A 21,965-nucleotide genomic window follows, 5' to 3' on the forward strand; every position below is an offset into this window, starting at 1 on the left:
CCCGCGCATGTTGTCGCGGGCTGGGTGGAGAGTCGCCGGACCAACGGTCCGGCGCTACCGGTGTTGCTGCTACAGAGCGTTCACAACTCCGGTTCCACACTCCTGAGCCACTAGGGCAGTTCTGGAGATGGCTCATGCGTCGTATCAATGTCGCCTTGCTCGCTGCTGCCATCGCGGTTGCCGGAGCAGCAGGGTGTTCCCAGCAGAACCAGGAGGCACGCGAGAATGGCGTGCCTGTTGGCATGGCCAATCCGGCGTCCGAGTACTGCGTGAAGCGCGGTGGCAAGGTCATGATCGAGAAGGATCGGGATGGCAACGAGCGGGGTATCTGCCACTTGCCGGACGGCAAACGCATCGATGAGTGGGAGCTGTTCCGGCGGGACGCACCGAAGAAGCCCAGCTAGAGTTCCGCGCCGCCAAGCGGAAGCCAGCTGGCTTCAGCCGGACCAACGGTCCGGCGCTACCCGTGCCTCACAGCCGATGATCGTGAGCGGCCTACTTGATGTTCTTCCCGACCTCTTTGGCCGCACGATCAATCGTATCGGCCACCACCTTGGGCTGGGTCATGAAGACCGCGTGGCTGGCCGGCACCTTGGTGATGCGCGCATTGATGCGTTCGGCCATGTGGACCAGCATCGCCTGATCAAACGCCTTGTCTTCAGTGGCGATCACCGCCCAGCTCGGCTTGGTGCGCCACGCCGCTTGCGTCACTTTAGTGCTAAACGCCGACATGTTGATCGGCACCTGCGAATCACGCAGGAATGCCGCGTCCGCATCGGTGGTGTCATGCGCAAAGCCTGCCTTGAACTTGTCGGGCTTGATGAAGCCAAAACCGTCGCTTCCCGTTTCGATCACGAACTCAGGCGTGGGCGCAAAACCGGTGTACAGCTGCGCCGTGGTCTCGCCCGCATCCGGCGCCAGCGCCGAGACGTAGACCAGCCCGGCAACGTTGTCGTGCACACCCGCTTCGGTAATCACTGTGCCGCCCCACGAATGCCCGACCAGGATGGCCGGCCCGTCCTGACGATCCAGCACGCGCTGGGTGGCCTTCACGTCGTCAGCGAGCGAGGTCAGCGGGTTCTGCACGATCGACACGTGGTAGCCACGCGCGGTCAGGTCGTCGTACACCCCACGCCAGCCGCTGCCATCGGCGAAGGCGCCATGCACCAGCACGACGTTGTGCACCGGTTGGTCGCGCACGGCATCGCTGGCCTGGGCGGGGGAGAGGGCGGCCGCCAGGGCGACCGCGAGCACTGCAGGGATGAGCTTGAACATGGACGACTCCTCGGGACGGTGGGATTGCGGGGGCGGCGTTGGCCGGCAGGGGTACTTTGCCGGCGACGCGTGCACGATCGGTCGCATAAAGTCCTGATAATTTGATCCGGAGTCCAAATCTCCCCGGACCTGCGTACCTCACACCGTAGGCACCGTCCCGCCGTCGATGGTGTACTCCGTGCCCGAAATCGAAGCCGCGCGTGGCGAGACCAGGAACGCGATGAGGTCGGCCACTTCGCGCGGCTGCGCCGGTCGCCCGAGCGGGATGCCGCCCAGACCGTCCATGACGCGCTTCCTGCCGCCTTCGTAATCGGTCCGTGCTTCGGCCGCGATACGTTCGACGAAGGCGACCGAGGCTTCGGTTTCAATCCAGCCCGGGGCGACCCGCACTACCCGCACGCCCTTCGGCGTGACTTCCTTGGACAGCGCCTTGCTGTAGGTGGACAAAGCGGCCTTCGCGGCGGCATAGGCGGTGGTCGCCTCGGGCAGCGGCAGGGTGCGCTGGATCGAGGTGACGTGCAGGATCACGCCGGACCCCCGCGCGATCATCGCCGGCAGCAGTGCGCGATCCAGCCGCACCGCGGACATCAGATTGAGGTCCAGCGCGTTGGCCCATTCGGCATCATCCAGCGCGGCGAACCCGCCGGCAGGTGCCGATGAGCCGCCCACCACGTTGATGAGCGCGTCGATGCCGCCGAGGTGGTGCAGCATCGCCTCGCCGGCCTGGCGCGCGCCTTCAGCGCTGGCGAGATCTGCTTCCATGTAATGCACACCCTCGATGGGGGCGCGCGGCAAGGTGCGCGCTGTTGCCACCACGCGTGCGCCCAGCCCCGCCAGCAGCTCGACCACCGCCGCGCCCAGCCCGCGCGTGCCGCCGGTAACCAGCACGCGCTTCCCGGTCAGTTCCAGATCGAAGTTCATGCCGCGATCTCCAGCCGGGCGATCTTTCCGCGCTCCAGGGTGAAGGCGTAGCGCAGGTCCAGCGGGCTGCCGGGGAAGTTGCCCGCCACGGTGCTGGTGACCAGGTAGCTGCGCCCATGCTGCTCCAGCGCGTGCGGCGTGGCGGTGTAGCTGTAGCGGGCGGAGGCATCGGTCTTCCACGCCTCGATGGCCGCAGGCCCGGCATGGGCATGGCCCTCGTCCAGCACCACCCCATCGCGGGTGAAGCATCGGGCCACGGCCGCGGCGTCCTGGCTGTCGGCCAGGAAGTAGGCGGCTATCGGCTCGGGCAGGTTCAGGTCGTGCATCACAGTGCTCCAGTGGGCTCGGGGTAGAGCAAGCGTGAGCCGTTATGGAGGGTAAGAGAATCGCCTATGATCGGATCAGACCATGTAGGGAACAGTGCACAATGCGCGGCGCTGAATTCGCGGAACTGAAGGCCTTCGTGGCGGTGGTGGATCGCACCAGCTTTGCCCGGGCGGCCGATCATCTGGGCCTATCCCGCTCGGCCCTGAGCCAGGTCATCCGCCAGCTGGAATCCCGCCTGGGCGTTCGCCTGTTGAACCGGACCACCCGCAGCGTGTCGCCGACCGAAGCCGGGCGCCGGCTGCATGAGCGCATAGCGCCGATGCTGCGCGACATGGACCAAGCGGTGGCCGAAGCAGTCGGTGCCAATGCGCGCGCGGCGGGCACGCTGCGCATCAACACGCTGAGCATGGCGGCGAAGAAGGTGATCGCCCCGCGCCTGGGCCGGTTCGCGCAGGCGCATCCGGAGGTGGTGCTGGACATCGTGATCGACGATGGCCTGGCCGATATCGCCGGTGAGGGCTTCGACGCCGGGATCCGTGTGGGTGGGCGCCTGCAGAAGGACATGGTGGCGGTGCGGCTGACGCCGGACATCGAATTGCTGGCGGTGGCGTCGCCCGACTACCTCGCCAGGTCTGGTGAGCCCAGGACACCGGATGACCTCGGTAACCACGCCTGCATCAACTGGCGTTTCCCGGGTAGCGGAAAGGTGGCGGGATGGGAATTCACCAAGCGCGGCAGGCGCGCCGAGTACGTCGGCGAGGGCCCGCTGATCTCCAACCACCAGGACATCGTGGTGCCCGCCGCGCTGCAGGGCCTGGGCATCCTGTACGCCTACAATGACGACGGCATCGCCGAGGCCCTGCGCGATGGGCGGCTGCGGCGCGTGCTGGCCGACTGGTCGCCTACGGTGCCGGGCCTGTATCTGTACTATTCCAGCAGGCGTTACCTGCGTCCTGCGCTGCGCGCCTTCATCGATTGCCTGCTCGACCGCGACCTTGGCGGTGACGATCATGCCTCGCCTTCCCAGCACCCCGGAGTTTCATGAGCGCCAGCATCAGCGCGTTGTCGCGCATGGCCACCCTTCTCGTCGCCGTGCCGCTGCTCCTGGGAGCGTGCGGAAGGACCAGTCGCGAGACCGTGTTGTCCGCCGATCCGCTGAAGGTCGTGGCGGTGACGCAGAGCACGCTGGACATCAATGTCAGCGAATACCGGAAGTACACCCGCTATGACCTGTACGTTGACGGCGAGAAGCTGTCCGACGCTGGATTCGCAGCGCTGCTGCAGGATCCGGAAGCACTGAAGGATGCGGTCGTGCACAGCGACGTGGTGGTGCTGGATGACTCCTCCATCCTGCTGGCATCCCACAACGACACCGGCGCGCGCTGCTGGGCGACGAGGCTCTCCGCCAGTGGCGGTGAGGTGCATCTTCAGAAGATCATGAAAAGCAGCATCGACTGCGCGCCCGACCCGGCGCCGTCGGGATGGTCGGCGTTTTACGATGAGGGCAGCAATCTGCTGCTGGTTCGCCACAGGCCCTTCCATGTCTACCCGATCGCAGGGTACTGGTACGTGCTCCTGATCCAGGGCGATGTCGTCGCCGTGTACCAGAAGGATCGAGAGCAGGAGCGCCTGGTCGTAAGGCTGGTACGCATTTCCTCCCAGCAGACGCTGGCCGAGCAGATATTGCCGATGGACACTTACGCCGAACCCGACCTGATGAATGCGTCACCGCAAGTGCGGCAGCAGTGGCTGATGGATAACTTCGCCGTGGCCACGGCACCCGCCGCGTCGCTGCAGCTGCGCGCGGACAATCGGCTCGAAACCATATCGCCGGAGACATGGGCCGAGTACATGGAGATCGATCGCCTCAACCGCGAGGAGGACACGCGCGACCAGGCCGCTGTCGCAGCCCGCGAACGGGCGTTTTACGAGGAAGTGCTGAAGGAAGAAGCGGCGAGGCAGAAGCCTCCAGGGAACGCAACACCCGGATTGCCTACTCAGCGCTGAGCCTGGTGCATGCCAGGCAGCGCAATCTGATTCGCCGCGCGGCGATGCTCGATCACGCGGATCACCTCATAGTCGGTCTTGGCGCCGTGCTGGGTGTGCCACTGGGTGACCTTCACCTCGCAGATCAGCACGTCACCTTTCGAGAACGACGCCTCATTGGCGTCCACGGCGGAGTGGAACGCTGCATCGGAGATTCTTGCGTTGATGGTGTGATTCCCATCTGACAGCCGCCATTTGTTGTCTTCCTTGAAGGCCAGCGACACGATGGAGAACGCCATCGTCCGGGTGTCTTCCAGGAGTGGCTCGTCCGGACCGGTCGGCGCGCAGAAGTACCTGCGTTCTTCCTCCCGCACGATCAACGTGAATGAGTGGTCGTCACCCGCAGCGAATGTGTCGATTCCTTCCCGGTCCAGCGGGGCGAGAACACGGTCGAAGGCCTGGCGGACCGGAATATCGCGTAGCAGTACCAACACCGGGTACTCCACCACAACGGCGTCCTCACCCGAATGAAGCGTGACCTGTCCTTCTTCCGTCATCTCTACGTGGGTGATCCGGCGCCCGCGCAGCCATTGCAGCACCTGGGCGACGCCGGTGTATCCGGTCTTCGCCGCCAGGCCCAGTGCAGTCAGCACAGCAGTGGCGTTGGCAATGGCGGTCATGCCCTTGCCAGCAAAGATGTCCTTCGCGGCCTGCAGCAAGCTGACGGAGGTCGTGAAGTCGACACTGAAGCTGCCTGTCTTGAAAGAGCCCTTTACATTGATCTGTGCTTTGGCGCGATCGCCTTGGAGTGCGCGAACGCTGGTATCCAGAAGGTCGGCCATCGCCACCAAGGCAGGGGCCAGTTCCCTGGCGTCCATCTCGTGTGCGGCGAGCGCCGGGCCGTCATAGGTGATGCGTATCTGTGCCATGTCGTCCATGGTATCGCCCGGATTTTTGTCGGGTCACTCTGGGACGAACGCGCCAGCATTGCCATAAGCGCTTACCCTGCGTGTGCGTAGGCAAAAAGAAGGCGCCGGACCTGCATCCGGCGCCTTGCGCAACACGGCGGCCAATGGCCGAACGCGACATTACTTCTGCTGCAGGAACGTCAGCAGGTCCTGGTTGACCTTGTCCTTGTGGGTCTCGGTCAGCCCGTGCGGCGCTCCCGGATACACGATCAGCTTGGCGCCGGGGATCAGCTTGGCCGACATGCGACCGCCCACGTCGATCGGCACCACCTGGTCATCATCGCCATGGATGATCAGGGTCGGCACGTTGAAGCGCTTCAGGTCGCCGCGGAAGTCGGTGGCCGAGAACGCCGCGATCGAGTCATAGGTGTTCTTCTGTCCACCCTGCATGCCCTGTACCCACCACGCGTCGATCATGGCCTGGTTGGGTTTGGCACCGGGGCGGTTGAAGCCGTAGAACGGACCGCTGGGAACGTCCTTGTAGAACTGCGCGCGATTCTCCAGCTGTGCCTTGCGCATGCCGTCGAAGACCTCGATCGGGACGCCGCCCGGGTTGTCGGCCGTCTTCAGCATGAACGGCGGCACCGCGCTGATCAGCACGGCCTTCTTGACCCGGCCGGTGCCGTGGCGGCCGATGTAGCGCGCCACTTCACCACCGCCGGTGGAGAAGCCGACCAGGGTCACGTCCTTCAGGTCGAGGGAGTTGATCACCGTCGCCAGGTCGTCGGCGTAGTGGTCCATGTCGTTGCCGTCCCACGGCTGGCTGGAGCGCCCGTGACCGCGGCGGTCGTGCGCGACCACGCGGTAGCCGTGCTCGGCCAGGAACATCATCTGCGCGTCCCAGCTGTCCGAGTTCAGCGGCCAGCCGTGGCTGAAGGTCACCACCGGGCCATCTTTCGGGCCCCAGTCCTTGTAGTAAAGCTGTACGCCATCGGCGGTGGTGATGTAGTTGGGCGTGCGCGCGGTGCTGGCAACGGCGGTCGGGCGCGCCGGCTCGGCGGCGAGTGCGGTGGCGCTGATCTGGACGGCGAGGGCAAGCGCTGTTGCGGCCAGCGCACGGTTGAGGGTGTTCATGGGGTGGTTACCTGCGAAGAGTGGGGAGGGATGCGACAGGCGCTACTTTGGACCCCGCGGCTGGACGCGGAATGGCTTGCAGTCCTTCAAACTTGACCGCGGGTCCAATCCAGCAGGCGGGCTCAGAAGTCCCAGAACACCGGCACCCAGCGGAACGCGTCGCCGTCCACTGAAACTCGGCCGATCGACGGGAACGGAAGATGGGTAGCCACCAGCATTTCTCCGGTGCCGGCCAGGTCGTTCAACAGCTTCAGGCGAACGTGGGCCGCTTCTTCCGGGTCGTGTTCAAAACCGTTGTACCAATTCGGCTGGTCGAAGCCGACGGCGAAGATGGCATCGCCGGCGAAGGTCAGTGCGTTGCCGGCGGACGCCACCCGCACGATGCTGTGGCCCGGGGTGTGGCCGCCGGTGCGAACCACAGTCACGCCCGTTGCGATCTCCTGCTGGTCGTCGAAGGTGCGCAGGTAGTCGCCGTACTCCGCCAGGAAGTGCAGGGCAGTGGCGCGCAGCGCGTCCGGGAAGCCCGGGGGCATGTTGGTGCGGCTGAAGTCGGGCGACTTCCAGAACTCCACTTCCGACGCTGCAACGTGGATCCGCAGGTCGGGCCGCAGCCGTTCCTTCACCCCGTCCACCAGCAGGCCGCCGATGTGGTCCATGTGCAGGTGGGTGATCACCACATCGGTGATTTCATCCAGGGCGATGCCGGCCGCGCCGAGGCGGCGGATCAGTTGGCCGGCGCGGGGCAGGTTGAGGTCCGGATCCATGCCCAGGCCGGCGTCGATCAGGATGCTGCGATCGCCGCTATGAACCACCATCACGTTCAACGCCCAGTCCAGCGCGTCGGCTGGCAGGTACATGTGTTCAAACCACGGCGCGCGTTCGGCGGCACTGACGTTGTGGCCCAGCATCTGGGTGGGCAACGGCAGCACGCCGTCACTGACCACCAGTACCTCGATATCGCCCACCTTGAGCGCATAGCGCGAGGGAACCAGTTCATCGAGGGCGGGGGCGGGCGGCGCTACGGGGGTGTCGAGCGTAAACATGGGGGATTCTCCGGGAAGCGGCTGGCGGGCAGGGGTATTGAGGTCAGCTACGGCGACAGGCCGGGCAATACCAGCCTAGGCAGGCCGGGGCTGCCGCAGTAGATCCGCACGCGGGACCACGGTGTTGCCGATCAGGCAGCAATGCGGCGGGAGACGTGTCTACACGCGTACCACGTGCGGCTGACTAGACTCGGCGCATGCCCACCCCGCCCCCCGTCCGCCTGGCCGACATCAACATCGAGTCCTACATCTATTTCGGTGCAGGTGCGGCCGTGGCGTGGCAGCTCGCCTATCCGGGTGTGGGGCGTGGCGTGGCACGGCACAGCCAGACACTGCGACGCCCGTTTTCGCGGTTGCGCGCCACGATGAGCTACATCTATGCGGTGTCGCTGGGCACGGACGAAGACCGGGCCACGATCGCCCGCCACGTCAACCGCGCCCACGTCCCGGTGCAGGGCGAGGGTTACAACGCATTCGACCGTGATCTTCAGCTGTGGGTCGCGGCCACGCTGCACCGGGGCGGGCTTGAGATGCATGAACTGTTCGTCGGCCCGATCCCGGCGGCCAGCCGCGAGCCGCTGTATCGGGAGGCGTGGGCCTTCGGAAGCACGCTGCAGGTGGCGGACGACCAGTGGCCGGCCACGGCGGACGCCTTCGACGCGTGGTGGGAGAGCCGGCAGGTGGAGCTGTGCGTGGATGAGGAAGTGCGCACCTACCTGCACGCCGTGCTGGGCAATGGTGCGCCGTGGTACCTGCGCCCGGCGCTGCCGCTGCAGGCGTTCGTCACCCGCGCCCTGTTGCCGCCGCAGGTCAGGCAGATGTTCGCGCTGCCGTGGACCGCGAAGGACGAGCGGCGCTGGGCGCGCTTCCGGCGCTGGGCGCCGCGGCTGTACTGGCTGCAGCCGCGCTGGTTGCGACACCTTCCGGCGCGTTACTTCCTCCGTGAGCTGCGCCGGCAGACAGCATGAGCGAAATCTGAAAGCAGCACGGGTCACTGCATCTTCAAATACGCCTTCGCCGTGTGTGGCGAGAAACCCCGAATGCAGTCGTTGGCAACGGGTTATGGCTGTATGAAGCAGAGAGGATGCGTTGCGGACGCGGGTTCGATTCCCGCCAGCTCCACCACCTGTGCACCCGCGGCGGTGCCCAGCTGAAGGGGCTGCACTGGTTTCGACGTGGCGAGCAGTCAATGTGGACAGCCCGAGAGGCGACCGACGTAATCGGCGCAAAAACTGTAATCGCCAATGCTGATTACTACGATCAGGACGAGGAAGTCATTCTCCGCGTAGCCTGATTCACGCAAGCGCACGTGATTACCGAACGCGCAACCACCCCGCCGGCAACGGCGGGGTGGCTTTTCTGCTCCAAGACTGAGCTGCAGTTGATGTGATGAACAAGCACGGAAACGCCGAAATGCCTGACTACGAAAATCCGGAGTGGTCGGATGCTGACTTCAAGCGCGCAGTGACGTTGGATGACCTGCCGGAGCCATTGCAGAAATCGTTGCGTCGCCGCCCCAAGGCCATGGAGACCAAAGAGCGGATAACGATCCGGCTCTCAGCGGACGTACTGGAAGCATTCCGCGGAACTGGCGCGGGCTGGCAGACCAGGGTCGACGCAGTGCTGCAAGACTGGGTGATTGCACATAAAGGCAGCGGTGGCGCGAAGGCGTAGGTTGTCTGAACACGGGGTGCCAGTGCTGGCACCCCAGGCCGTGGTCAGCCCTGTCAGAACTTCCACCGCCGCCCACGCGCAGTAGAACCCCGCCGTCGAGCCCGTACATTCGTTGTAATCAGGGAACCTGATCGCCGCCTGGGTCGCGCAGGCGCACGTGACTACCGAACGCGTATCTACCCCACCGGCAACGTCGTCAGCCGCCCGAGCCGCAGTCCGCGCCCGTCATGCTGATGCTCACCTGCGGGGCGGGACACCCCATTGCACCGATGCGAATGCTGTCGCCGATGCCCATGCAGCTGGACCCGATGTAGTTGGCCTGGCTGAAGCGCACACCGGCACCCATTGGAACGCCGGGGCAGCGGGCCTCGAAGCTGACGTTGCAACCGAGTTTCGCTGGCCGGGACGACTGCAGGTAAAGCACGTCCTTGCCGCCGCCAATGCACGTCGTGGCGTGCCCTCCGAAACTGCTGCGCAGGCTCTGCTCGGACTGGCGGAGCGCTTGCAGCCGCGCCGCCTCGGTGCCGCGCCCGGCCTCGGCGGCCGCGTTCCTGCTGGCTTGATGCTGAGGCGTTGTTGGTGGGCGACCCGGCGCGACTGCTTTGTCATTGGCCTGCGCGACGGTCTGCGCCTTCACCTTGGCTGCCGCCAGGCGCTCGCGTTCGGCTGCGACGTCCGCCTGCAGCTGAAGGTTGCGAGCTTGCGTCACTACTCCCGGCACGGCAACCGTCAACTGGGTAGCACTACGCTGGCGAGCAGCCAACGCCTGGGCCTCGCGCGCACGCTGTTCCCGCTCCCGGTCGGCGGCCTCTGCATGCTTGCGGATGCGGTCAAGATTGGCCTGCATGGCGGCCTGCTCCGCGTCTTTCTTTGCCATTTCATCCCGGAACACGCCCACGCCGTGAGCGAGGATGTCGGCGAAGCCCGGCGTGGGTGCCGCAGGCAGCACGCCCTCGTCGTAGTACTCATCCTCATCCTCATCCTCCTTGTGTGCCTGGAGCCGGGCCTGGCGACGCGCGACCGCTGCGCGCGCCTCCTCATCGACGCTGGCCCGCTTGGCCGAGATGCCATCGCGCAGCGCCTGCATCTCCTGCGCGCTCAGCGGTCGCGGGGTACCTTGACCATGCACTGGCAGCGGCACAAGCAGCAGCGGGAAGCCGGCCAGAAGCAGAAACATACGCATGCGGAGTTCTCCTAGAAGCCGGTCGTCGAGGCGGGTTCGCAGCTCATCTTGAGGAATTTCATGGCGTACTCGATACGGTCGGCCAGGTCCGCGTCCTGCGTCGACATCCGGAAAGCCGCCGTGGGGCCGTTGCTGCCGTTCATGCGAAACGAGGCCGACGTAACATACCAAGTCGATACGGAGTTGACGCCGACGCTCCTGATGATCGACGAATTGCCCCAGTCCAGGAACTGCGGGGTGCTGAACACGCCAGGGAAAGGCGGCAAGGGGCTCTCCTGCGGGTTGTAGAACACGCCGCTGCTCTCGAGCAATATGCGCGAGAAGTCGAGTCCGCGAATTGTGGTTACGCAGGGGTTGCTGTTGCCCGTCGCATCGCGGTCGTCGAGCTGAGCCACTTTGATCAGCAGCAACGCAGTCGAACCATCCATGAGGCGTGTCTGTCCCGCCGTGGCCAACCAGGTTCCTATTGTCTTGGATTTATCCTCGAAGAGCTCGCGCAGGAAGCTTTGTGCGCCCTGTGCCGTCTGTGCCGTCTGTGCCGTCTGCCCGAGGGCGCTGTCGACTGACAGAGAGAGGACGACGGTCAAGGCAATGGCTGCAACAGGACGACGAACGATCATCTTTGAGACACTCCAATTGGCAACGTGGCGGGAAACGATGGCGGGCGTCATGGCGTCGATGCACCGGCCCTGTTCCCGAAAATCCGGGTACGGATGATATTGAGCACGCCGTTGCAACTCCTTTCGGCGAGGGATCCCAGAAAGTCCGATAGCGAGGAAATGCTCGTCTTGAAGTGGGTGATCACGCTGCCGGTGGGATCCTTGGCGGTGAAGGTGCCGATCACCAGGCCTACCGCGGGATACTCAGCGATCAGGGCAGCCGCGCCCATGGCGATCAAGACTGGTGAAACCACCCGCACCGTCTTCCCCACCGTGTCGCAGGCCGAGCTGCTGGACGCACTGACGCCCACGGCTGGAGCCTGCACGGGGTGTTGCAGTTCCGTTGATGCCAGCGCGAGCGCGCTCTGCCACTTCTCCACCAATCCGTCGAGCTCAGTTTCGCCCAACGTGGAGGTATCCAGCGCAAGGAAGGGTGTCGCGCCTGCGTCGCCAGACGGGAAGAGGACGACGAACATGGCACCGCTGGTCGCAATTCCCAGCTTGGCCTTCCAGGTTCGTGCGCGCTTGAAGTCGTAGATGCTGAGCAGATACGCGCAGTCTTCAAGGCGGGATGCGTCTGGCGCCTGGGTGGTGAGTGGCATGCGGGTTACGATGAGGTTCGGGTCGACCAGTGATTCCGCCAGCACCGCGCCGGTGGGTGGAATGCGCAGGAATGCATCGCAGATCCTGGCATTGACCTTCGACCCTTCGTCCAGCAACAGCATTGCTGTGGGCACCGGTTCCAGAACGGTGTCCGGGCCGGCAAAGCTGCGCGTGAGCCGGTAGCCGGTCAGGCCGGACGGTGTGGCCGTGATCGGCTCGTACGCGGAAGGCGCAGGCGCCGGTGCAACCGGCATGGCGCGATGCGTCGCGCACCCGTTGAGAAACGCCACCGCAATAAACAGCATCAGCAGCCGCACCATCGGCGGCAATCCATTTGACACCCGCATGGCGTGCTCCCCCTGTAGAGCGCCCTATCGCGGTCCAGTATTTCCAGCGCCGGCGGGGAAACGGCACTCCTGTTTGGGGCTTGACATTGCCGGGGGGCAGCGCAATGTCGGCGTTCAGGCGTCCGCTTCGGGCGACAGCGGTGCCGCAGCCGCCACGGCGCTCAGCAGACGGACCAGCGCCGTCTGGCCGCGCTCGCCGGTCTTGTCATAGATGACCTTCAGGCGGGTCTGTGCCGTGGCGGTGGTGACGCCCGAACGGCTGGCCGCCTCGGCCAGGTCCGGGTGCAGGTACAGGGCCTCGGCCAGCACCGCTTCGGCGGAGGTCAGCGAGAACAGCGTCTGCAGCAGGTCCCTGAAGTTGCGCGTGAGGGACACACCCACCGGCTGCAGGAAGACGACGGCCGTTTCGTTGCTGCCATCGCCCGCCAACGGGGTAACAGGATGGGCATGGGCGATAAGTGCGCTTCTGCCCTGGCTGTCCACCAGCGTAGCGGTGCCGCCGTAGCGCTGCAGCCTGCCGCTCTGCTCGACGCCTTTGCAGGCGCGCTGGAGCAGGACCTGCAGCGAACGTGGCTGGAAGGAGGCAACGGGTCGGCGTCGCTGGAGTGCCAGCAGCGACCCTCTCACGAGCAGCTGCTCGGCAGCGGCATTCATGCGGACGACGCACTGTTCTTTGTCCAGCAGCAGCATGGCGGTGGGCAACCGGTTCACTGCCTGCTCCAGCGTGCCCACCCGCTGCTGCAGCCAGCTGAGCCGGCGCTGGATCGCGTACGCGTTGACCCAGTGCGGCGTCAGCGCCATCAGCAGCCCTGTTTCCGATGCGCTGAAGGCTTTGGCGCCCACTTCGCGGCAGATGGACAGGGTGACTGAATTGCGGCCGTCATAGTGTCCCACGGAGGCGACCTGCTGCCCGACGTCGACCTGCCGGTAGTAGCGGTTGAACGCGTCGGTCTGCTGCATCTCCCGGCGGGGCAGCAGGGTGTCGCTGTCGATCACCTTGCCTGTGGCCAGTTGTGGAACCACCCGGATGATCCACGGGTCGTCATGCAGGTCGTGCTCTGCCAGCGCAGCATTGAAACGGTCAGCGTCGGCACCATGGATCAGCGCCACATTGCCCTGTCCGTGATCAACATCGTGGCGGAGTACTGCAACAATATTGGCGCCCGTGGCCTGCGCCAGCAGGCCATTGAAATGCTCCAGCTGGCCGGCTTCAAGCACGGAGGCGTACAGGGCTTCCAGCAACGCGTCCGTGGAATGGGCAGCTCCGTTTCCTGGCGCTTTCATCGACACGCTCCCTGTCCTTTCCCCTGTTGCGAGAGTGACCGTGAGTTGCGCTTGCAGTCAAGGATGCCTGCCAGGAACGGCGACGCCCGTCAGGGCGCCGCCGTACCCACCTGCAGTATCAGAACTTCCAACCCACCCGCGCATAGTAGAACCCGCCGTTGAAGCCGTAGGGCGAATGCACCGGGTACTCCGCGCCGGCCACGCCGGACCACGGGTTCTTGGACGGTGTGCGGTCGAACAGGTTCTGCGCGCCCAGGCTGAAGTACAGGCCGGAATCGAACTTCCAGCCCACTTCGGCATCCACGATCAACGCGCTGCCGCCGTAGATCGGCAGGCCGCCGTCCGCTGCGGAGATCACGCCGCTGTCCAGGTGATCCTCATACCACGAGCTGTAGTAGTTGAAGCGCAGGTTGGCGTTGAAGATCTGGCGCTGGTGATGGACGCTGAAGTAGCCCTTGGTCTTGGGCAGCGATTTCTCCAGTTTGTACACGCGCGCTTCGTCGATGAAATCCGGGTCGAAGCGGTCGACCTCGGTCCGGTTCCAGTTGGCGGCCAGCGAGTAAGTAGTGTCGCCCCCGAAGTGGGTGCTCTTGAAGCTGGTGACCAGGTCGACACCGGTTGTGGTGGTATCGAACGCATTGCCGAAGTAGGTCACCTGCGAGATCGAGGCCGCTTCCGGATTGCCGCCGGCCACCAGCGCCGCGCGTTCTTCCGGGGTGACCGCGAAGCTGGTGCTCAGCGCGATGCGGTCTTCGACCTTGATCTGGTAACCGTCCAGGGTGATCAGCCAATCGCCTTCGGTCCACACCGCACCCAGCGAGACGTTCTTCGATTCTTCCGGGGTCAGCGGCTGGGCGCCCTTGAGCTGGGCGATGGGATTGGTCGGCGGCAGGGTGGCGATGTCTTCCAGCGCGGTGCCACCGAACACGGTGCTGATCTGGCTGATGTTCGCCTGGCCGGGGGTCGGGGCACGGAAGCCGGTGTTGTAGGCGCCGCGCAGCGCGAAGTTCTCGTTGAAGTCGAAGCGCGCGGTGACCTTGCCGTTGGTGGTGCTGCCGAACGAATCGAAGTCTTCGAAGCGCAGCGCGCCGGCCAGTAGCAGGCGCTCGGTGACCTGCGCTTCCAGGTCCGCATAGGCGGCCCAGTTGCGGCGGTCGAAGGTGCCGGCGGTACGCGTGCTGAAGCCGTTGAAGCCGTTGGAGCCCAACGCGAAGCCCTGTTCGGTCAGCGGCCCGATCGCGGTCGATGGACCATCGCCGGGACTGATTTCGAAACTCTCTTCGCGCCACTCGGCACCCATGGCCAGGCGCAGCGGCTGGCTGGTGAAGCTGGTGGCGATATCGCGGCTCACGTCGATGTTGGCGCTCTTCTCGGTCTGCGTGTTGCCGCCGGGGCGGAAGTACAGGCCGGCCGGCTGGTCCGGGCCGAGCGAGGCATTGACGGTGTTGTAGATGATGAACTCGATATCGTTGCGGCCCCAGGACCCGCTCACGTCCCAGTACCACTCGCCCCAGTTGCCCTTGGCACCGGCGTAGATGGAGCTGTCTTCCAGCTTGCCGCCGAAGCGCGGGGTGAAACCGCCCGGCAGGCTGGACAGGAAGGTGTAGCAGTTGGCGGGCAGGGCAGCGACCGCGCCGCTCACCGTGCTGTACGGCAGCAGGTTGCCGCCGCCGTCGCGTAGCGCGATGGTCGGGCAGGCGCCGGCCCCGGTGAGGTTGCCGACCAGCAGCGTCTCGCCGCCGTCGTTGGAATACACGCCCGAACGCGCGGTGGGATCGCGGAAGTAGAACCCGCCGTCCACATCGCGCTTGGCGTAGTTGCCGAACAGGTAGAAATCCACGCTGTCGGTGGTGAGGCCAAGGTTGGCGACCAGCTTGAGGTCATCGTCCACCTTCGGCGATCCCCAGACCTGCGCCGGCTCACCGACACCCGGGTAGCCGGCTGCGATGGCGGCCGCCGCGTCATCGCGCTGCACGCTGCGCGAGGTGTCGTCGACCTTGCGCCACTCGGCGGTCAGCGTGGCGAAGCCGCGCTCGGTCAGTGGCAGGCCGATCTGCGCCGAGTACTGGGTGGTGAGTCCGTCGCCCTCGTAATACTTGCCGGTGAAGACTTCGGCGGTGCCACCTTCGCGCAGCTTCTTCAGCCCGAAGTTGATCACCCCCGCGATCGCATCGGAACCGTACTGTGCCGCAGCGCCGTCGCGCAGCACGTCCACCTGCTCCAGCGCGAGCGAGGGGAACACCGAGAGATCCGGGCCCTGCGAGCCATCGGACAGGCCATGGCCAAGGAACGTGATGACCGCCGCGCGGTGGAAGCGCTTGCCGTTGACCAGCAGCAGGGTGTTGTCCGGCGGCAACCCGCGCAGGTTGGCCGGGCGGATGAGGCTGGCTGCGTCGTCGATGGGAATGGTGCTGACGTTGAAGGAGGGCACCAGCACCTTCAGCTGGTCCAACGCGTCGGTCGCGCCCTGGTTGCGGAATTCTTCGCTGCTGATGATGTCGATCGGAACCGCGGAGGAAGAGACAGTACGGGGCTTGGTGCGGCTGCCCAGAACCGAGACAGTGTCCAGGGTCGATGTCTCAGGTGTTGCCGGCGGGGTGCTGTCCTGGGCCACCGCGATGGAACTGGTGAGCAGCAGTGCGGCGGCCAGTGCCGCCTTTACTGCAGATGCCAAGGGCGAGATTGCGGTTGGAGCGTGAACACACTTGCCAATGCCGTCGTTCATGCATGCACCTTGCAGTCGGGTTGTAGGTCGGTGATCTCGTCAGGTCTTCATCGGGTTGGTGCTCCTTGCGTGCCAGAGGGCCTGGTGCGCTGCACAAAGAATTAACAGAACGTAAACAGTACTGCAACGTATCTTTCGTTTTGACGTCATATCCGAGACACAGGGCACGTTCTGAGGCCGGCTAAAGGCCCTAATCGACTCACCAGATGAGGCGAATAACCGCGCTAATCGCCTCATCAAGCTGAATAGGGAGGAGTCGGCGGCGTACCTGGAGGCGGGCGCGGCCGACTGGGTCAGAATTCCTGGGTGGGCGTCGGCTACGCTTGCGCCGCCCGCGAGCGCAAGCACTCGTTACGAGATCAATGGGCTGCGGGTGGCTGAAGGCGTGTCGCGGGAACGCTGAGGCTCAGGGCGTTTCCAGCGACGCCTGCAGCGCGGTTGCCAGCGCGGCATCGCCGTTTACCAGTGCTTCCCAGCGCAGGTCCAACCCCTTGCGGTGCCCTTTGCGGACCAGCTTCAGGCCTTCCGGATCCACCGTGAGCGTGTAGCTCTCGTCGCCGATCAGGACTTCGCGGCGCAGCGGTTTGTCGAGGGGCGTCATGGCAGCCGGCACGAGGGGAGGGTGGCCCCAGCGTAGCGCTGGCCGTGTGCGGCCAGCGTTACGTCGCCGCGGATCGCTCCGCTCAGCTGCGGGGCAATTCCTGCAACGACTGTCGGATCGATCCGGCCAGGTCGCTGCGGGTGAACGGCTTGGACAGGATGGCGACGTTCCGACCAACCGCGCCGCTGGCGTCGATATCGCGCGGATAGCCCGAGGTGAACAGCACGCGCAGCCCCGGCTGGTGCACCAACGCACGCCGGGCCAGCTCCCAACCGGACATGCCCGGCATCACGATGTCCGAGAACAGCAGGTCGACCTCGACGTCGGTACGTTCCAGCAGGCGCATTGCCGATGCGCCATCGTGCGCTTCCAGCACGCGATAGCCCAACTGCCGAAGCGTATCCACGGTGTAGGCGCGCACGTCGTCGTTGTCTTCGGCCACCAGTACAGTGGCCTCGTCCTGGGCTTCGTAGCCGCCCAGCGCCGATCCCTCGGCGAGCGGCTGGCTCGGCAGCGCGGCGGTCGAGCGCGGGAACAGCAGGGTGATCGAAGTGCCGACGCCGACCACCGAGTCCAGCACCACGTGGCCGCCGGACTGCTTGGCAAAGCCATACACCATGGACAGGCCCAGACCGGTGCCGCGGCCGACTTCCTTGGTGGTGAAGAAGGGCTCGAACACCCGCGCCATTACCTCGGCCGACATGCCCTCGCCGTTGTCGCGCACGCGCAGCATTACGTACTGGCCGGCGGGCACGTCGGGGTTCTGGGTGGTGAAGTCCTCGTCCAGGTGGGCGTTGTCGACCTCGATGGTCAGTCGGCCGCCATGCGGCATCGCATCGCGGGCGTTGACAGCCAGGTTGAGTACCGACGCTTCCAGCTGGCTGGGGTCGATCTCCACGCACCACAGGTCCGGGCTGTGCACCACTTCCAGCTGCACCAGCTCGCCGAGCGCGCGCCGCAGCATGTCCTGCATGTCGCGCAGCTGGAGGTTGAGGTCCACCGGCACGCTCTTGAGCGGCTGGCGGCGCGAGAAGGCGAGCAGCCGCTGGGTCACGTTGGCCGCACGCATCACGCCCTTCAGCGCGTTGTCCAGCGCGCGCGCGGAATTGCCAGCCGCATCGCCCAGCCGGTCGGTGAGCAGTTTGGCGTATTCGACGTTGCCGGCGATCACGGTCAGGATGTTGTTGAAGTCGTGCGCGATGCCGCCGGTGAGCTGGCCGACCGCTTCGATCTTCTGGCTCTGGCGCAGGGCTTCCTCGGCCTGGCGGCGCGCGGTGGTTTCTACCGCTTCGGACACCACCGCGGTGATCGCGCCCTGGTGGTCGAGCAGCGGCCGGAACGAAAATTCGAAGGTGCGCACGCCGGTCGGCAGGCGCAGTTCCAGTTCGTGGCGGGACGCATTGCCGGCGGCCGCCTCGAGCACGGCCTGGCAGACGATGGCCGGCACACCGTCGGTATCGGCGAACCAGGCCGACTCGCAGTAAACGGCGCCCCGCACCTCGTCCTTGCTGGCCAGGATGGCGGCCAGCGAAGCGGAGTTGGTGTCGATGATGCGACCGTCCAGGGTCAGCAGGTTCTGATGCTGGAAGCTGGACTCGAACAGGGCCTGCAGCCGGCTTTCGCTGCGGTGCAGGGCAGAGGTGCGTTCGCTTACCTGCCGCTCCAGCGATTCGTTGCTCGCCTTCAGCAACGCCTGGGCGTGTTTGAGCTCGGTGATGTCGCGCGCCATGGCGTAGTAGCCCATGACCGACCCGTCGGCATCCAGCTCGGGAACGAAGTCGACCTGCGCGTGGCGCGGGGCGCCTGCGCGGCGGTGGGTGAGGGCCTCGAAGCTGACCTTCTGGCCGGTCAGTACCTTGTCGAAGTGTTCCTGCAGCAGCTGGAAGCCGTCGTCCCCGACCAGGTCGCGGGCATGCAGGCCGACCACGTCTTCCGGTGCCATGCCATGCCATTCGACGTAGGCCTGGTTGGCGAACCGGTAACGGTGCCCGCGGTCCAGGTACGCGATCAGGGCCGGCAGCGAATCGGTGATCAGGCGCAGGCGCTGGCTGCTTTCCTGCAGTTCGCTCTCCACCCGGCGCAGGCGGCGGCGCTCCTGGGCTTCCCTGATCGCGCGCAGCACGGCTTCGGGCAGTCGCTGCAGGCGCGACTTGACCACATAATCGCGCGCGCCGCGCTTGAGCGCTTCCACCGCCAACTCTTCGGTCAAGGTGCCGGAGACGAAGATGAAAGGCACTTCAGGGGCCAGCTCGCCCGCCAGCACCAGGGCCAGGTCGCCACTGAAACCGGGCAGCACATGGTCGGCCAGGATCACGTCGAACTGCTGCGTCGCCAGTGCATCGCGCATGCCTTGGTCGGACCAGGTGCGTTCGACCGTGAACGGCAGGCCGGCACGGCTGAGCTGCAGGGTGATCAGCTCTGCATCCAGCGCGCTGTCTTCCACCATCAGGATGCGGATCGACCTGCCGGTTGCATCCTCAGCCATCTTTTCGACTCTTGGCGCCAAACAGCGTGCCATGCGGCGGCGGTTGGTTGGTGATGCCCCAGAACATGCCCAGGCCCTGGATGGCTTCCAGGAATTCCTTGAAGTCGACCGGCTTGACCACGAATGCGTTTACCCCCAGTTCGTAACTGCGGATAAGGTCCTGCTCCTCGCGCGAAGAGGTGAGCATCACCACCGGCGTGCTGCTGATTGCCGCATCGGCGCGGATTTCCCGCAGTACTTCCAGCCCATTGAGCTTGGGCAGTTTCAGGTCCAGCAGGACCACCACCGGCCCCCCGTGCATGGCGCCCTCGTATCGGCCCTCCGCACGCAGGTACTCCAGTGCTTCCACACCGTCCCGCACATGGGTGACATCGTTCAGCAGCTGGCAACGGGCTAGTGCAGCCAACGTCAGCTCAGCGTCCTTCGGATTGTCTTCCACGAGCAGAATCGGCCGCAGATCTCTCATACTTTGTCTCCACTAGCAAAGGGAATGCTGAAATAGAATTTGGCGCCCACGCCTACCTGTCCTTCCGCCCAGGTCCTGCCGCCGTGGCGGGTGATGATGCGGTGCACGTTGGCCAGGCCGATGCCGGTGCCTTCGTACTCGTCGGCATGGTGCAGGCGCTGGAATACGCCGAAGAGCTTGTCCACGTAGCGCATGTCGAAACCGCAGCCGTTGTCCTGCACGTAGAACACGTTCTCGGTGTCGGTGCGGTAGCAGCCGACTTCAATGACCGGGTCGGCCGTATCGCGGGTGAACTTGATCGCGTTGGACAGCAGGTTCTGCCAGACCAGGCGCAGCATGCCCGGGTCGGCCTGAACGCGCGGCAGATGGGGCACCACCCAGCGAATGGTGCGGCCGCTGTACTCCATGTCCAGTTTGTGGCGGACGTCCTCGACCAGGGCGGTCATGTCCATTGCGATCTGACCCATCGTGGACCTGCCCATCTGCGAGAAGCTGAGCAGGTCGTCAACCAGTGTTCCCGCCGATTGTGCCGATTCGACGATGGTGTCGAGAAATCTCTTTTCTGAATCGTTTAGTCTTTCACCGGCCGACGCCCACAGCAGCTCCGAATACCCCACGATGTGGCGGAAGGGCGCTCGCAGGTCATGGCTGACCGAATAGGAAAAGGCTTCCAGCTCCTTGTTGCTGCGCAGGAGCTGTTCATTGAGTGCGGCGAGTTCTTCTGCCTTGCGCAGCACGATATCGACGATGGCGGTACGCAGTTCCAGTGCGGCGTCGCGGTCCACATCGTTCCATGGCAACGACTGGCGCTGGACGGTTTCCTTCCAGCCCTCGAACGACGTGCGCGGCGACAGCGGCAGGCCGGTGTCTTCCTTGCGCGGGTCGCCGCCCCAGCGCACGGTGCGCACCACCTCGGGCCGGAACCAGAGCACATAGCTGTCGTGGATCTGGGAAATGGAAATGGCAAGCACGCCGCTGGCAACATCGGCGAAGGCCTCGGCGGGTTGCCAGTCCAGCGGCAAGCGGTCGGTGCAGACCAGGTCGCCGTCATGCTGCTGCGCGGCCAGCCACTGCACCAGCGACATCACCTGCTGCTCGGTCGGGCACTCACCATGCAGGATGCATTCGCCGCGATGCACGATCGCCGCACCCGCGGACTGGGTCAGCGCCAACAGGCTCTGCTGGTCGCGTCCGAGTGCGGCCATGAAATCCTGGTCGCCGGCCATGCGCCCGAGCAGGCGTACCTGGAACGCGCGACGGCCGATGCGCTCTTCGACCATGGCCGCGCGTTCCTTCAGCGCGATCTGCAGCGACAGGATCTGGCCGATGAACTCGCAGGCCGTGCGCACGTGGTACGCCACGCGCTTGGGCGCCTGGTTGTGGCAGGAAATCAGCCCCCACAACTCGCCTTCGCGCAGCAGCGATACCGACATCGACGCGCCGGTGCCCATGTTGCGCATGTACTGCAGGTGCACCGGCGAGACACTGCGCAGCATCGATGGCGAAAGATCGGTAGGTGGCGCATCGGGGTGGGTGGCGTCTCGCACCAACGGAACGGCCTGGTAATCGCTGTCGGCGATCAGGCGGACCCGGTTCTGCCGGTACAGCTCGCGGGCCTGCGCGGGAATGTCCGATTCGGGGAAGCGCAGGTCGAGATAGCTGGGCAGGACCCCGTTGCCATCCTCGGCCACCACCGCGCCGTTCCACTCCTTGTCGAACTGGTACACCAGGGTGCGGTCGAAGCCGGTCAGCTCGCGGATCTGCACCGCGGCCAGCTCGCACAGTTCCTGGGTACTGCCGACCCGCTCGATGGCGCCCATGAAGCGGCGGATCGCCGGGTACAGGTCTTCCAGCGATCCCGGTTCCCCGGCCACGGGGGCTTCCAGCTCGATGATGAGGTCGTCGCCGTGCCGGTGCGCGAGCGCGTGGTGCCTGCCGTGGTCACCGACCGGGTGGGAGCCGAGGAACTGCGAGGTACCCGGCGCCAGCGCCTGGATGACCGGGCGGCAGGCCGCCAGCGTGCCGCCCAGTACGACCTCCACCGGCTGGCCGAGGGGGTCGCCGAAACGTTCGATCAGGTCCGGATGCGAAAGCGCACGCTCTTTGACCAGCAGGCTTGAAGGGTCCAGGACGAGCAACACGCCGTAGGGTTGGATGGCGCCCGGCGTCCGAATCGGCTCTCTGGCACAGCTGTTGAGATCCAACGCGGGTTCACTCACTTTCCAGGACGACATTCGTTGACCCCCATCGGGTACCGTTACCAAGAGATGCTGCTCAAACACCGCAGGCCCCGTGCACCGGGCGTGGTGGTCACGCCGCGGTTCGAGGCTCGCGCATATAGCTT

The 21,965-nt window shown here is 65.4% G+C and carries 20 protein-coding genes; 5 read left to right on the forward strand and 15 right to left on the reverse strand.

All coding sequences use genetic code 11. The features are described 5' to 3' along the window. The first annotated feature begins 134 nt into the window (after window positions 1–134). Window positions 135–404 carry a putative hemolysin gene (locus FSZ13_RS08295; RefSeq protein WP_145479067.1) on the forward strand — a complete coding sequence of 90 codons (270 nt, stop codon included), beginning with the start codon at window positions 135–137 and terminating at the stop codon, window positions 402–404. Window positions 405–495: 91 nt separating this feature from the next. Here FSZ13_RS08295 and FSZ13_RS08300 read toward each other — a convergent pair whose 3' ends face one another. The 3 genes from FSZ13_RS08300 to FSZ13_RS08310 are packed head-to-tail and all read right to left on the reverse strand — an operon-like array spanning window position 496 to window position 2,522. Next, window positions 496–1,362, reverse strand: a complete 867-nt coding sequence (locus FSZ13_RS08300; protein ID WP_260844125.1) for an alpha/beta fold hydrolase — start codon at window positions 1,360–1,362, stop codon at window positions 496–498. 51 nt (window positions 1,363–1,413) lie between these two features. Continuing rightward, entirely contained in the window at window positions 1,414–2,196 is a 783-nt protein-coding gene (locus tag FSZ13_RS08305; RefSeq protein ID WP_145479068.1) for an SDR family oxidoreductase, read from the reverse strand. Then, window positions 2,193–2,522, reverse strand: a complete 330-nt coding sequence (locus FSZ13_RS08310) for a nuclear transport factor 2 family protein (RefSeq protein WP_145479069.1) — start codon at window positions 2,520–2,522, stop codon at window positions 2,193–2,195. The genes FSZ13_RS08305 and FSZ13_RS08310 overlap by 4 nt, the downstream gene beginning before the upstream one ends. Window positions 2,523–2,623: 101 nt before the next feature. Here FSZ13_RS08310 and FSZ13_RS08315 point away from each other — a divergent pair, with 101 nt between their 5' ends. Continuing rightward, the gene (locus FSZ13_RS08315; protein WP_145479070.1) at window positions 2,624–3,568 is read left to right on the forward strand and encodes a LysR family transcriptional regulator; all 945 of its coding nucleotides are present in this window, start codon (window positions 2,624–2,626) and stop codon (window positions 3,566–3,568) included. Further along, window positions 3,565–4,530: a hypothetical protein gene (locus FSZ13_RS08320; RefSeq protein ID WP_145479071.1), complete on the forward strand. Its 966-nt coding sequence runs from the start codon at window positions 3,565–3,567 to the stop codon at window positions 4,528–4,530. Before FSZ13_RS08315 ends, FSZ13_RS08320 begins: the two co-directional genes overlap by 4 nt. Here the strand turns inward: FSZ13_RS08320 and FSZ13_RS08325 are convergent. From FSZ13_RS08325 to FSZ13_RS08335, 3 genes are all read right to left on the reverse strand, one after another. After that, complete coding sequence (locus tag FSZ13_RS08325) at window positions 4,521–5,447, reverse strand: hypothetical protein (RefSeq protein ID WP_145479072.1); 927 nt, start codon at window positions 5,445–5,447, stop codon at window positions 4,521–4,523. The two genes, FSZ13_RS08320 and FSZ13_RS08325, sit on opposite strands and share 10 nt — an antisense overlap. Window positions 5,448–5,597: 150 nt before the next feature. Further along, window positions 5,598–6,551, reverse strand: coding sequence for an alpha/beta fold hydrolase (locus tag FSZ13_RS08330; protein WP_145479073.1), 954 nt, complete (start codon window positions 6,549–6,551; stop codon window positions 5,598–5,600). Window positions 6,552–6,673: 122 nt separating this feature from the next. Then, window positions 6,674–7,594 (reverse strand): MBL fold metallo-hydrolase, encoded by a 921-nt coding sequence (locus tag FSZ13_RS08335; protein WP_145479074.1) that lies wholly within the window; start codon window positions 7,592–7,594, stop codon window positions 6,674–6,676. 197 nt (window positions 7,595–7,791) lie between these two features. On the opposite strand from FSZ13_RS08335, the gene FSZ13_RS08340 reads away from it, so the two are divergent. Then, complete coding sequence (locus FSZ13_RS08340) at window positions 7,792–8,562, forward strand: oxygenase MpaB family protein (RefSeq protein WP_145479075.1); 771 nt, start codon at window positions 7,792–7,794, stop codon at window positions 8,560–8,562. Window positions 8,563–8,983: 421 nt separating this feature from the next. Next, on the forward strand, window positions 8,984–9,268 hold the full coding sequence (locus tag FSZ13_RS08345) for a BrnA antitoxin family protein (protein ID WP_145479076.1): 285 nt from the start codon (window positions 8,984–8,986) through the stop codon (window positions 9,266–9,268). A gap of 196 nt (window positions 9,269–9,464) precedes the next feature. On the opposite strand, the gene FSZ13_RS08350 is transcribed toward FSZ13_RS08345, so the two are convergent. From FSZ13_RS08350 to FSZ13_RS08390, 9 genes are all read right to left on the reverse strand, one after another. Then, window positions 9,465–10,451 carry a hypothetical protein gene (locus FSZ13_RS08350; RefSeq protein ID WP_145479077.1) on the reverse strand — a complete coding sequence of 329 codons (987 nt, stop codon included), beginning with the start codon at window positions 10,449–10,451 and terminating at the stop codon, window positions 9,465–9,467. An 11-nt stretch (window positions 10,452–10,462) separates the two neighbouring features. Then, the gene (locus tag FSZ13_RS08355; protein WP_145479078.1) at window positions 10,463–11,122 is read right to left on the reverse strand and encodes a hypothetical protein; all 660 of its coding nucleotides are present in this window, start codon (window positions 11,120–11,122) and stop codon (window positions 10,463–10,465) included. Further along, complete coding sequence (locus FSZ13_RS08360) at window positions 11,119–12,033, reverse strand: hypothetical protein (RefSeq protein WP_145479079.1); 915 nt, start codon at window positions 12,031–12,033, stop codon at window positions 11,119–11,121. The genes FSZ13_RS08355 and FSZ13_RS08360 overlap by 4 nt, the downstream gene beginning before the upstream one ends. Before the next feature lie 141 nt (window positions 12,034–12,174). After that, entirely contained in the window at window positions 12,175–13,344 is a 1,170-nt protein-coding gene (locus tag FSZ13_RS08365) for a helix-turn-helix transcriptional regulator (RefSeq protein ID WP_145479080.1), read from the reverse strand. A 118-nt stretch (window positions 13,345–13,462) separates the two neighbouring features. After that, window positions 13,463–16,018, reverse strand: a complete 2,556-nt coding sequence (locus FSZ13_RS08370) for a TonB-dependent receptor plug domain-containing protein (RefSeq protein WP_260844126.1) — start codon at window positions 16,016–16,018, stop codon at window positions 13,463–13,465. Window positions 16,019–16,475: 457 nt separating this feature from the next. After that, a complete protein-coding gene (locus tag FSZ13_RS08375; RefSeq protein ID WP_145479082.1) occupies window positions 16,476–16,670 on the reverse strand; it encodes a hypothetical protein in 195 nt (64 codons plus the stop codon). A gap of 82 nt (window positions 16,671–16,752) precedes the next feature. After that, window positions 16,753–19,155 (reverse strand): hybrid sensor histidine kinase/response regulator, encoded by a 2,403-nt coding sequence (locus tag FSZ13_RS08380; protein ID WP_145479083.1) that lies wholly within the window; start codon window positions 19,153–19,155, stop codon window positions 16,753–16,755. Continuing rightward, window positions 19,148–19,621 (reverse strand): response regulator, encoded by a 474-nt coding sequence (locus tag FSZ13_RS08385; RefSeq protein ID WP_145479084.1) that lies wholly within the window; start codon window positions 19,619–19,621, stop codon window positions 19,148–19,150. Before FSZ13_RS08385 ends, FSZ13_RS08380 begins: the two co-directional genes overlap by 8 nt. Continuing rightward, window positions 19,618–21,855 (reverse strand): ATP-binding protein, encoded by a 2,238-nt coding sequence (locus FSZ13_RS08390; protein WP_145479085.1) that lies wholly within the window; start codon window positions 21,853–21,855, stop codon window positions 19,618–19,620. Before FSZ13_RS08390 ends, FSZ13_RS08385 begins: the two co-directional genes overlap by 4 nt. Between the last annotated feature and the right edge of the window lie 110 nt (window positions 21,856–21,965).

Source organism: Stenotrophomonas rhizophila (assembly GCF_007667275.1).
Taxonomy (GTDB): Bacteria; Pseudomonadota; Gammaproteobacteria; order Xanthomonadales; family Xanthomonadaceae; genus Stenotrophomonas; species Stenotrophomonas maltophilia_AE.